Origin of the sequence: Phocaeicola plebeius DSM 17135, from assembly GCF_000187895.1 — a bacterium.
Lineage (GTDB): Bacteria > Bacteroidota > Bacteroidia > Bacteroidales > Bacteroidaceae > Phocaeicola > Phocaeicola plebeius.
On record NZ_DS990126.1, the window covers coordinates 23,707 to 37,294 of the forward strand.

Genomic DNA, 13,588 nt, shown 5'->3' on the forward strand with positions numbered 1-13,588 from the left:
GTTTTTAATCTTGTGAGTTACCTTCTTCCTCGCTGCGGCGTCTGTGCATGTAGCGTGGGGCAGGAGCCGCTTTCGGGCGTCCGTCATCTGTAGAAGGACGCGGAGTGCGTGGTTTCGAATCTTCTTTATATTTGAATTCTTTACGGCGTTCACGGGTAAATTCTTTTCCGTCACCTGCTTTACGTCCGCGGAATGTTTCTTTACGGTCAGCATCTTTACGGAATCCTTCTTTACGGTCGCTGCGGAAACCTTCTTTCCGTTCTCCACGACCTCCGTCTTTGCGCTCCTTACGGCCGTATTCCACTTTTTCTCCCTGACGGCGTGGACGTGCCGGTCTTTCTTCACGTTTCGGCTTAAACTCCTTGTCACTGTTGTCGGAACGGAATTCCTTGTATTTCCCGTCAAACAACTGGTATTTACGGAACTGACATTCCAATGCTCCATTAAACAATGGTACCTTTATAGAAGCTTTTAGTCCAATCTGGTCAAAGCATTCGTCACGGTAACTCAGAATCCAGGCGTCGTTTCCTGTGAATGCATGCTTCAAGCGTTCACCAATCATCTGGTAAAGTCCCAGCAGGTCTTCTGAAGAAATACGCTCTCCGTAAGGAGGATTGGTGATGATAATACTTTTCTGGGCAGGTTGTTCAAACTGCTGGAACGGTTGGATTTTCAGGATGACATCCTTGCTTACTCCTGCAGCTTTCACGTTATGCTGAGCAATTTCGTTTGCTTTCGGATTGTTGTCGTATCCATAAATCTTATGAGTAAATTCACGTTCCTGTGAATCATCGTTATAGATGGCGTCAAACAAATCCTGGTCAAAGTCTTTCCATTTCTCGAATCCGAATTCTTTACGGAATACACCCGGAGCGATATTGCGTGCAATTAAAGCAGCTTCGATAGGTATAGTTCCTGAACCGCACATCGGGTCTATCAGGTCACATTCACCTCTCCAGCCTGTCATTAAAATCATACCGGCTGCCAATACCTCATTCAACGGTGCTTCCACCTGTTCCTGGCGGTATCCTCTACGGTGAAGTGATTCACCTGAACTATCCAAGGCAAGTGTACACTCTTCCTCTGCAATATGGATGTGAATAGCCAAATCCGGGTTACTGATACGTATAGAAGGGCGGTTGCCTGTCTTTTCGCGGAAATAGTCGACTACCGCATCTTTCACTTTGTATGCCACGAATTTAGAATGACGGAATTCATTAGAGAACACTACGGCATCCACCGAGAAACTACTCATGTTGTCCAGATAGTTTTCCCATGCGATACTCTTTACGGCCTCATACACTTCGTCGGCAGTCTTCGCAGTAAAATGTTTGATAGGTTTTAAGATACGGATGGCAGTACGAAGGCAGAAATTAGCCTTATACATCATGGCTTTGTCTCCGGTGAAAGAAACCATACGTCGTCCGATTTCAATGTTGCTGGCTCCTAATTCCGTGAGTTCCTGTGCCAGAACTTCTTCCAGTCCCTGGAAGGTCTTGGCGATAAGCTCGAATTCTTGATTCATCTTGATAAAATTACGTAATTTCAATTGATTGGGCAAAAATACGAAATTTCAGGTTGCTAGTCAACTGTTTGATTTGGTTTTCTATGTAAAGAGCTTATCTTGCAATGGAAAATTAGGTTATGATATGTAGATACTATAAGTATCTTTCTTATTAAGATTTTAATTTGCAGAATTCTTGTTTTTCTGTTTTATTATTGTGAGATGTTTTCTTTTTGTAAAGAAATATGACTCGTTTTTATCGGATATAATTAATATAGGCTGTTTCATATCTATGTTGAAACAGCCTATGTAATGTTGACCTATTGAATTTTATCTCGGAATGAAGATGCAGGAAGTTGGTCTTTGTTGACTAAGTTTGCTCGTGTAAAAGGCCGCCATCCATAACGTATATATTGGGGGTTCTTTACCTGATTAGTATAAACCTTAATTTTATTCCCTTCAATTATAGCTTGGGCAGGGAAATACATTCCTTCGTGTTCTGCTAATTCAAAACCTGTAAGAGGATTTCCGTCAGAACTGTGTAACCCTTCTGCATAATCAAATTCTATAATAACTTCATTATTTTTACTTATTGCTTTTTTATAAAGAGGACCGGATGGGAGTAAAGAATAATGATAAGTTTGATTTAATGCCCATCTAGCTAAACGCTCTCCAATAGGACGTTTATCTTTAGGGTGTACATCCAGTGAATCACCTTTATCGGAGGAGACAGCCATACCAGTATGGGGTAATTCATTCATTAAGCGTCGTTGGCTATCTCGAAACCAGGTCCATGAGGGACGGTTTAGGCTTGAAAGTTGTACAAAATAAAAAGGCATGTCAGGGTTATTCCAGTTGTCTCTCCATCCATTAACTAGAAGTTTGAATAATCTATAATGGGCTTCCATATTGTGAGCATTTGATTCTCCCTGATACCAGATTATTCCTTTGAGCGGGTATTGTTGTAGAGGAAGTATGCCGGCTTCATATAAATAACAAGGTTCATACGGGTGTCGTTTGAATGTATTTGTACTTTGTTTTAAATTTAATAAGGCTCTTTCTCTAGCCCAGTCTTGGATAAAGTCGTTGTTTGTCCAGTCTTTCAGTATTGCTGGAAAATACTTTTCTAAAGAGTGACGATCAACCCAGGATTCAGTGGTAGATCCTCCTACAGCGTTGCAGATCAGTCCTACAGGGACTTTTAAACTGTCTTGTAACATTTTTCCGAAATAGTATGCTACAGCAGAGAAAGTTGCAGCAGTATTGGGGGTACATTCTTTCCATGAAGTAGTCTGGTAATATAGTAAGTGATTAACAGAATCAATAGCATCTGTGGGCCATTCTGAAGCATTAGTCTCCCATTTCCCTTTCATATGAAATAAACGAATCTGAGAGTTATATGCTTGGGATACAGCTGTAGAGCCATCTTGGGTTTGTTGCAACATGAACTGCATGTTAGATTGGCCAGAGCATAGCCATATTTCTCCTGCTGCTACATGATGAAAAGTATGTGATTGCTGTGGAGTTTGTATGGAAAGTTCATAATTATCTCCAGCCTTTATCGGATCTAAGATTACTTCCCATTTACCGTTTTTATCAGCAATTGTTTTTTTCTTTTGTCCGTCAATACTTACAGTGACAGGAGTTTTCGTATTAGCTGTGCCATGAATACGTAGTGGGGTATTACGTTGTAATACCATATAATCAGTATAGAGCATCGGTAGTTTAAGCCCTCCATAATCGCCAGTGATAGCTGAGTATGCTGTCTGAGCCAGAATATGTGCTCCTTCTTCATTAGGATGAATGGCATCAGGCAATAAAATAGGGTAAGGGTATAATGGGGTATGGAAATCTATGAGCTCTGCCTGACTTATTTGTGCAACGACTTTAATTGCTTCTTGAATTTCTTCATGCCATTGTTGGGTACCTGAGATAAAACGAGGATGTCGGTCAGCTATTGGGGTAATGTATGCCAATAGAATGCGGCATTGAGGATTGACTCTTTTAAAAGACTCTATTAGCTTCAAATAATCATGAACGAACTCATCTCTGTAGTTAGGCCAGTTTCTTGGATCTGTGTCATTGATACCAAGGTGAATGACTACAATATCTCCAGAAAAATCAAGAGCTTTTTGATATTCCTCTTGTTGAATATAAGGACGATGTCCATGTGCTAGTAGAGTGGCGCCTGGCTTTCCAAAATTACCCACAGAATATTTCTTTCCCAGTAGCTTCTGTAATTGTGCAGGATAAGAGTCTGCATCACGGTTTGTGATGCCGGTGCCATATGTGATACTGTTTCCTACACAAGCGACTTTTATTGTTTCTGTAGCTTGTATCGGTTGCCGCAAAAAGGCAAACAGCCATACTAGTGAAATTAAGATAGATTGTTTCATTTTATTTTTTTAGATAAGGGGTAATTATTTCTTTCCATAACATGTAACCTTTTCCTAAAAGGTGTAGTCCGTCATTGGTATATTCTGGTTTCATTTGTCCATTATCATCTACAAAGTGAGTGAAAAGATCAATATATTTCACATTTTCTTTTTGGCAAATATTTAAAATAGCCTGATTAATGTCAGGGATTTCTTGCCAATGGGAGGTATGTTCTTGAAACATGTTGTATTTTGTGGTAACAGGTAATACACTTTGTATCAAGATTTCTGTGTACGGTGACTCTTTTTTTATTTTTTGTATGATTTGTTGTATATCAGAGGCAATATTATTCGGAGATTCTCCTTGAGGAACGTTGTTGATTCCAATCATTAGAAAGATTTGTGCAGGCTTTCCTTTAAGGAGGACAGAGATTCTATCATAGACTCCCCAAGTAGTATCTCCACTGATTCCTCTATTTTTGACATGGGGATTTTGGAATAATTCACTCCATTCTCCTCCGTCGGTTATACTATTTCCGATAAAAAGAATATCATCCGAACTTGTTGGAAGTTGTTCAAATAATGAAGCTCGTTGGTAGTAATAAGTAGAATATTTTCTTTCTGTTTGTCCGAAAGTAGATAGGCTTACTGCTAAGCCTATGATGAATAATATTATTTTGTTCATGGGTATATAGTATTAAACAGATTAAAATTATTTTTTATCGGGGGAATAAATAATATTGTCTATTTCTTTTTTCCCGTCAGGAGATACAAAGACAGCATTGAACATCCATTTTACCAATCTGACTTCTGGGATTTTAAACTTTCCTACAGGTAACTTGAGGAAGAGTTTGTTCCATCCTTTTTGTAAAGTGACTTGTATTGGCAGACGGGAGGCTGCATTTTCATTCATTAATGGAATTTCATTTGATCGGTCTTTATGGGTATTCTTCCAAACAGGTGGAAGTAGTTCTTTATTATTCAGCCAAACACGGCTACTTTTATAGTCCCATGTTCCTTGTTTTGGGGCTAGGTCACTTTCGGAACGACTGTAGTTCTGAAAATCCAAGAATAGTCCTACGTGTTGTTCGTAAGGAGAAAATACCCAAGTAGTAGCATAAGCTGTATGATTTTCCTTTGGAGAAGTATAGAACCCAGGAATTAAATCTCCCCATACATGGCGTAAGTATACTCCGGCTCCATAAATGATGCGGCTTTGATAGGTTTTTCCTTTATATAAATAGCTTTCTTTTTCTTCCTTTTCTGGTGGAAATGAACGGGGCAAATCCCCTTCGTTAGGGAATGCATCTGTGATGCGCCATACTACATTAGTTTGTTTAACATAGGGAAAAGGTTCGTTTGTGAATGTATGTTCTTTATGCCAAAGCATTCTATTTTCAAAATCAACAAACTGAGTATAGATTCCTGTGTCGTTTTTCCATAAAAGGTTAGTCTGCTCGTCAAAATACCCATATCCTCCTCCTTTCCAGCTTCGTTCTGCTAGAGCCAGCATGTTGGCATATAGATTGTTTTCTGCTACGATTTGTTTTTCATCGCTGAGATAACGGTCGTTCCATATAGCCAAAATACTTCCTGCAATATCTTCGTTTCCCATATCTTGATTATAAATACGGCTATTGTATAAAGCTACCAAATCAGCAAAAATATCAAAATGATTAATGTAATGATAGCGGCTGTCGATTGCTGGAATACTTGATTGGGCTTTTCCTCGGTAACTCCATAGCTGTGTCATGTCTATTTCGCCTGCTTGGTATTGCCAACCTGGGTTCCATGAAATGACTTTCTTTCCTTTTTGGCGAATATAGGTTACCATTTCTGGTACGAATTGTGGATTTGTAAATTGTACTTCGTCTGTACCAATATGTATATAAGGTGTATCAAATGTTTCACACACCTCATCCATGAGTTGTTTTAGAATAGTCATTCCTTTTTCACTTTGCATATCAGTTCGGAAGGTTTTGACAAAAGCTTCACTATGTCCGGGCATATCAATTTCGGGAATTAATGTGACATGTCGCTGTTTGCAGAAAGCCACAAGATCTTTGGCTTCTTGTAGGGTGTAATACTTTCCAGGCATACGGCTCATGTTTTCAGGAGCATTGAGTTCGGGGTATATTTTACTTTCCAGTCTCCAAGCTTGATTTTCTGTTAGATGCCAATGGAATACGTTGATTTTGAATTTACTGAGTAAATCAATTTCTTTTTTTAGTTCTTCCATGGAAATATAAGTACGTCCTACATCATGCATAAATCCCCTGATGCGAAAAGCAGGCCAGTCAATAACCTCACAGGTAGGAAGAAAATGATATTCATTACTTTTGCAAGTCAATTGCTGTATAGTTTGCAAAGCTCTGTATACTCCTGTAGAAGAGGTCGCTGTGACATAGATTTGTTTTTCTGTAATTTTTAGTTTATAACCTTCATTTGAATTAATAGGAATTTCAGGTAGGTTATCTATAATGCTAATTTTAATGATCTTATCGGTTTGTACAGAGGTTGAGGATGCCTTGTTGCCTTGTAGCCAGTCTTCCCATTCTTTTGATATATTACTTTCTGTTGTTTCAAGATGTATTTGATCTAATACTAATTGTTTTCCGGTAAAAGTTATTTTTTGTGGATAGGGTAGAAGAGGGTAGAAATTGTTTCCTTTGCAAGGGAACAAAAATAGTTGCAAAATGAGAATCGTAAGTAAGCAGCGTTTCATGGTGGTATATATAGAAGAAGAGGATATTCCCTTTCAGGAATATCCTCTTGGAATTAAACTTATTATTCAAGATTTAATATCCTGGTGTTTGTTTTAGTGCACTATTTTCTCCTAAAGTATTTTCGTCAATAGGCCATAGCAAGCGTGAAGAATTTGCATCAGAATATTTGGTTGCATAATCATCTCCCATAAGGCGGATATCATACCAGCGTTTTCCTTCAAATAAGAATTCTCTCATTCTCTCTTTCAGAATAGTTTCAATAGGATTGTCATCACTGCCTACAAATCTGTTATTGGCATAGAAGGAAGCATCTTTGTCATTGGGGTATGCTATTTCGTTTCTATGTTCGTTAAAATATTCTGTCCCATAGGCACGTTCACGCACTTCATTGATTTCTGCAGAAATATCTTCTCCTAAGAAGGCTTTGGCAGTTGCTAATGCAAGCAGGCAGTCTGCATATCGGTAGATTGGATAGTCATCTAGCCAGCTTCTAGTTGCGTCACCATCCAATAATACTCCCTGGAATTTATAAGCGATGGGCGCTTTGAATGTAATTTGCTCATTTTCTTTGCTATAAATTCCTTTTAAAGAATTTGCTTTTCTGCTGTCTCCTTCACGGTACAGTTGAGTGTATAGATCTTGTTCAATCTGGTAACGTATAAGTCCGTTAATATCTGCAATTTCACTATTAGATAATGGAGTTCCATTTTCGTCACAGTAAGAAGAGAAGAATTGCTGGTTCATTACCATATTCATACGATATTGGTCATTCCAGAGGCTGTATTCGTTTCTTCCGTTATGTATAGCGAAAATGATTTCGTCATTTTCTTTATTATCGTATGCAAATACTTTTTTAAAGTCGTTCAACAATCCTACACCAGCTGTTTTTACTGCCATTAACGCATTCTTAGCTGTAGTGTAATCACTTTCTCCGCCATTCATTTGTTTTCCGCTCCATAAGTAAACTTCTCCTTTCAGCATCATTGTGGCTGCTTTTGACCAATAGCATTTGCCGTATTTGAAAGAATAGTCATCACCAAAGGCATCTTCTGAACTTTGGATATCTTTTTTAATTTGGGTCATTACATCAGCTGCAGATGAAGCGGCTTTGCTAGGATTACCTATATCAATGGAGTTACCATTAGTATAATCTAACTGGAGTACTACATCACCCCATGAACGTAGCAAATGGAAATATACATAAGCTCTTAAACCATAAGCTTCTCCTAGGTAATAGTTTTTAGTACTTGCATCTAGTAAATCTGTAGACTCAGTATGACTAATCATCAAGTTTAATTGATTAATTAATACATAGAAATCTCCATAATTGCTAATCACAGGGTTGGCTGCATTTAAAGTGTTGTCAATCATTCTCTCCACTCCTTGAGTAGCTTCTCCAGTGAATGGATTGGAATTGTAAATATCAGCGCGAGGTTCTCCCAATTCGAAAATAGTATAAGATCTTTCGCGGAGCAGACCGTGAAGTCCCACATTAAATGCCTCAAATTGAGCCGCATCTTTCCAATAGTTTACATCAGTAATACTACTAACAGGTTCCATGTCCAAGCAACCAGTAAAAGATGTTGCCAGACATCCGGCTATAATATAGTTGAATATTTTTTTCATAATTGTTGTTTTTTCAGAATGTTACAGATAAGCCAAACAATAAGGTTCTAGGAGTTGGATAACGGCCATTATCAATACCTCGTCCGTAAACTGTAGATACGGCTGGTTCAGGCGATACACCGTCATATCCAGTAATATAGAATAGATTTTGTCCTGTTACATATACAGATGCATCTTGCATACCTGCTTTACCAATCCATTTCTTTGGCAAAGAGTAACTGAGGGTAATCTCTCTTAGTGCCAGATAATCTCCTTTTTCATAGAAACGTGAACTATTATTATCGACAGCTGTAGTACCATTGTTAGAACGAGTAATGTTTTTCTTGTTCAACTGGTCAGCATAAGTGAAGACTGGAAGATCCGTATCAGGATTCGTTTCACTCCATGTGTCATGCACTTTATCTATGATATTAAACTGTCCTTGATACTGTCCTAAAGAACGGGCCTTTAAGTCGTTGTAAATAGTGTGTCCTACGGCATAGTCGAAACGTGCGTACAATGACCAGTTCTTGTAAGATAAGGTCGTTGAGAATCCACCTGTTACTTTAGGGAATATATTACCAACTACAGCACGGTCAAGGCTGTTAATCTTTCCATCCTTATTGATGTCTTCCCAGCATACATCTCCTGGTTCTATGGGTTTCCATCCGTTTGATTCAGCATAAGTTACACCTGTCTGTGGGTTTATTTCATTGGCCATACCTGGTCCATACAAGTTGGCAACTTCGTCAATGACCATGTTGGCGTTAGCTTTTACATCATTCCAATCTCTAAAGATATGATTCTGTACATAACCTACCATATCACCGAGTTTTCCACCTTCTCTATAGCCGCCAATCCATTTGGTCGGAGTCTCTCCTGTTTCAGGGTTGTAGAGTCCAGCTGCCACTTCATAACCATCAATCTGGTTAAATGGTTTGTCACTTGTAGGTAATTTTAAAACCTTGTTTGACACTGAGGTTAAGTTAGCAGAAACTTCCCAGTTAAAACCTTTGGCATTAGACAGAATATTAGCTCTTACCTCCATTTCAAATCCTGAGTTACGCAATTTTCCCAAGTTGGTTTTCATGCTTGAGAAACCAGTATATGCAGGCAGATTCACATCGGTTAGCAAATCATCTGTTGTTCTGTTGTAATAGTCGAAGATGAAGCTTAACCGATTGTTGAAGAATCCTAAGTCCAAACCGGCTTCAAATGAACGGCTCTGTTCCCATCTTAGTCCTGTATTTATTAATGAAGAGTTATAGTATGCAGTTGCACCATCATAGTTACCTGCTCCAATCTGTTTATAAATTCCGTAAATATCAAAGTTTCCGATACCATTTACGTTACCGTTTACTCCATAACTTAAACGTGGTTTGATGTTACTGATTACTTCTGAAATTTTAGATTCTTTCCAGAAATCTTCTTCTGTGACATTCCATCCCACAGAAACTCCAGGGAAGAAACCCCAACGGTTGTCTTTCAATCGAGAAATACCGTCGTAACGAGCTACTAATGAAAGCAGGTATTTCATTTGATAGTTATAGTTGATACGGCCGAATACTGATGCGATTCGATAACCTGTTTTTTCAGAAGTGGTAGATGTACGTGTAGCTCCAGCATTCAGAGTTGGAATATCGTCTGTTGGAGAGTTCTGAGTTTTAGCTTCCATCATAAACTCATTATAGCCGAAGTATTCACTTCCTACCATTACATCCAAATTGTGCTTGTCTTTGAATGTATCCTTATAATTCAATGTTCCATTGACCTGAATCTGAGTATAGCGTTCTATCTTTGCACTAGCATCACGTGTATTATTGGGTGTTGATGAGGTTTGAGTTTGATATGATTTATTGAATGTTTCATATTGATAATCATAATGGTAAAGCGATGAGTTTCCGCTGAATGTCAGCTTTTTAGGAATAATATCCAGATCGAAACCAAAGTTATATGTCGCTTTACGTGTACCATCTTCACTAGTCAGTTTGTCTCGATAATATTCAGGATTACCATCACCTGTTCCCCAACCTGATGCAGGCGAACCATCTTCGTTGTATGGATTCCATGTCGGACGTTGTGAGCGTGTACGATAGAATAATTCATAAGAACCAATCCATAACGATGGTTGCTGTGACCATGTGTAGGTAGCACCGGCTTTCACATTTAAGAATGGGAAAATCTTGTAGGTACCGCTTACAGATCCGTTGAAGCGTTTGTATCCAGTTCCCTTAATCTGACCATCTTCATTGTAATATCCCATGCTGGCCATGTAAGTACCTTTATCATTTCCTCCGGTAATATTTACATAATGATCTTGTGTCAAAGCTGTATTAGCAAAAACTGCATCATCCAACTGACCACTATAATCCTTATAAAGAAGCTGTTTACCTTCATAGTATGGATCATCCATAACTAACCAACCTTCATTTCTTAGATGAGAATTTTCATCGGTTAGATATTTTACGTCGATAAGGTCATTTTGTGTACCATATCCAGTTTGAGTATCTACGCTTGCTGCTCCCGGTACGTTGTTTGTATAACGTTTATAACCCAGACGGTTATAGTAAAGATAATCGTGGGCATTACAGAAATCATATCCGTAACGTGCAAAGTTTACACCCAGTTTAAATTTATAGTTTACTGAAGCTTTACCTGCTTTTCCGCTTTTTGTTTCTACAAGGATAACACCTCCGTTGGCACGTGCACCATAGATAGCAGTAGAAGCGGCATCTTTCAATACTTGTATAGATTCAATATCTGAAGGGTTGATGTCACTCATGCTTTCGCGAATAATACCATCAACAACAATCAATGCTTTACTATTACCACCGGTAATTGTTGCTCCACCACGAAGAGTGATATCAGGTTCAGCTCCAGGCTGTCCTGTTGTATTGATAACTCGCAAACCTGTTACAGAACCTTGTAAAGCCTGTCCTGCGTTACTCATAGCAGCATTTTTCAGAACTTGATCATCCATTTTTGAAATGGCCGTAGTCAATGCAGCTCGTTTCTGTGAACCACCATATCCGGTTACGACAACTTCTTCCAATGTTTGGGTATCTTCTTTCAGAATGATGTTAATCGGAGTACCATCCCATTTTATGGTTTGTGTAATATATCCTACGAAAGAAATTTCAATAACATCTCCTTTCTTTACGTTTGATAGAGAGAAGTTTCCGTCAATGTCTGTAATTGTTCCATTTGTAGTTCCTTTTACTATTACAGAAGCTCCAATGACAGATTCACCTGTTGCGTCTTTCACAATACCTTGACATATACCAGATTGTTGTACAATGTCAATTTCAGATTCGTTTTTTGATAAGTCCGCATATGCCATACCCGTAGATAAACTGCCTAGTAACAGCCACATACCGACTGACTTCATTTTTCTATTCATAATTCATGCATATATAAGGTTAAAGTTTGCGATTGATGATTCTTCAGTTAACTTAAGGCCTTTTTAAAATGAATTTTATTAATACGTCTATTTGCATGCGACAAATATAGAAATAAAAATTTGATATCACAATTATTTGATAAAATATTTTATGAAATGTCGATTTTATTTGTATTGTATTTCTGTTTCTGCCGATAGTTTATAAAGCTGAATTTCTTTTATTATGGTTCTGATTATACGTATAATGATAAAAATATTATTTATATATGCTGATATTCAGCCATAAAAGAAGGGATATCAATTATGATATCCCTTCTTTTATTGAAATCTTTATATAATAAATTATTTTATAATGTCTCTTAGCTTGATGCTTTGGAAAGTCATGTGAGCTACACTGCTTTCATATAGTATACCGATAGTTTCTTTATCTATCATTGTCAGGCAGGAATATCCCCAATTGTATCCTTCATCTAACAGAAGCTGATGTTCCGGACTCCAGGTATTTCCTCCATCCATGCTGATTTTAATTGTCATGTCTTTGCGGGCATTTGTTGAATTGGGGTTGGAGAAAATTAAAAGATCTTTACCCAATACATTGTCTTTCGCTTTTACACTAATCAGACTAGCCATACATACGGGTTCTATTAAGGCAGTACGAGATGATTCGTGTTCTTTCCAAGTTTTACCTAAATCTTTGGTAGTATATACTGCGCGGCTTCCTCCTCGGTTGTCTCTCATGTTCAGCATTAAAGTGCCAGGTTCAACTTCTGCTACTTGTGCTTCCGTAGTGTTTGTACGTGCATGGTGGTGTATGGTCCATGTTTCTCCACGGTCTTTGCTATACATGATACCCGCATTGGGGATTCGGGTTTTGTCGATAAACTGAATGGGGAATACCAATGTACCATCTTCCATTGTGATGCCTCGTCCCGGTCCTTGCAATAAAAAATACCATTCCGGAAGCTTCACCTGTTCTGTGATATTGATTGGTTCTGACCAGGTCTTTCCATCATCTGTACTTTTGGCAAGTACCAATTGAGCGGTATGGTTCAAGTCCATTCCCTGATGTGAACTCCACCATGCTCTCTGGTTACCCATTCCGTGCGTCCATGCTGCTACAATCCATACAGTGTTAGTTTTGGTGTCTACTAAGATAGAAGGGTCACCTACACCATTCTGAGCTGAAGGAAGTCCACCGTATTCTTTGAACGATAGAGGCAAGCGCATTTTCTCCCATGTTTTTCCTCCATCTGTACTGCGGCTGAGACCTATGTCGATATGTTCTTGTAAATCTACACTGCTGTTGTAACGTACATCGTATACTCCCAACAAAGTGCCTTTGTTTGTAGTAACCAGTCCGGGAATACGGAAAGCGGCTGAACCGTCATCACCTGCATGGCGAACTCCTACTGCCATTCTTTGTACGACTTTTTGTTCAGTTGTACTTTTTGTAGGTATAATTTTTCCGTCACCTTTTACTTGAGTTACTTCTGCACAGATTTTTGTATGTAGTGAAGCGGTAGGCTGCATTTCTATGCTAATCCAGAAGAAATTATATCCAGGAAAGAGGTTTTGTTTTCCTTCGAGTGTTAGAGTATTGCTCTTAGGTGTTGCTTCTGCTTTTTTTATAGAATAGGACGGATTAGCCGAAAGGGTTTGTCCCGGATTGTTGCTGGAAATGTATTCTACGGGAGCAAAGCGTTTTTTCCCTCTGTCTTGTGGGGCTTCTGTTCCTCCATAATACAATTTAATAGCTTTGATTTGTGACAAAGGTACGTTCTTGTCGAACGAGATAGTGACATTGTCAAGGGTCTTTGTTTCTTTGGCATCGAGACGCAGATAAGCCAAGACATTATCATGTCTTTCTATTAATATCGGTACTTGTGGAGTTTTAACAAAGACGGTATCAGCAGCGTGCAGACCGATGGAAAGCATTCCGATACATAAGGATAATAGTTTTTTCATAATGCAGTTGCTG

7 protein-coding genes are annotated in these 13,588 nt (G+C 38.5%); all 7 read right to left on the minus strand.

The features are described from left to right. Nucleotides 1-4 precede the first annotated feature (4 nt). Nucleotides 5-1,525, minus strand: coding sequence for a THUMP domain-containing class I SAM-dependent RNA methyltransferase (locus BACPLE_RS06750; RefSeq protein ID WP_007560162.1), 1,521 nt, complete (start codon nucleotides 1,523-1,525; stop codon nucleotides 5-7). A gap of 299 nt (nucleotides 1,526-1,824) precedes the next feature. After that, nucleotides 1,825-3,900 carry a GDSL-type esterase/lipase family protein gene (locus BACPLE_RS06755; RefSeq protein ID WP_007560163.1) on the minus strand — a complete coding sequence of 692 codons (2,076 nt, stop codon included), beginning with the start codon at nucleotides 3,898-3,900 and terminating at the stop codon, nucleotides 1,825-1,827. 1 nt (nucleotide 3,901) lies between these two features. Continuing rightward, nucleotides 3,902-4,564: a GDSL-type esterase/lipase family protein gene (locus BACPLE_RS06760; RefSeq protein ID WP_007560164.1), complete on the minus strand. Its 663-nt coding sequence runs from the start codon at nucleotides 4,562-4,564 to the stop codon at nucleotides 3,902-3,904. A gap of 27 nt (nucleotides 4,565-4,591) precedes the next feature. Continuing rightward, complete coding sequence (locus tag BACPLE_RS06765; RefSeq protein ID WP_007560166.1) at nucleotides 4,592-6,604, minus strand: family 20 glycosylhydrolase; 2,013 nt, start codon at nucleotides 6,602-6,604, stop codon at nucleotides 4,592-4,594. A gap of 73 nt (nucleotides 6,605-6,677) precedes the next feature. Further along, a complete protein-coding gene (gene nanU / locus BACPLE_RS06770; protein ID WP_007560167.1) occupies nucleotides 6,678-8,231 on the minus strand; it encodes a SusD family outer membrane lipoprotein NanU in 1,554 nt (517 codons plus the stop codon). A 13-nt stretch (nucleotides 8,232-8,244) separates the two neighbouring features. Next, nucleotides 8,245-11,610, minus strand: coding sequence for a SusC/RagA family TonB-linked outer membrane protein (locus tag BACPLE_RS06775; protein WP_007560168.1), 3,366 nt, complete (start codon nucleotides 11,608-11,610; stop codon nucleotides 8,245-8,247). Nucleotides 11,611-11,952: 342 nt separating this feature from the next. Continuing rightward, nucleotides 11,953-13,575, minus strand: a complete 1,623-nt coding sequence (locus BACPLE_RS06780; protein ID WP_040312564.1) for a sialidase family protein — start codon at nucleotides 13,573-13,575, stop codon at nucleotides 11,953-11,955. Between the last annotated feature and the right edge of the window lie 13 nt (nucleotides 13,576-13,588).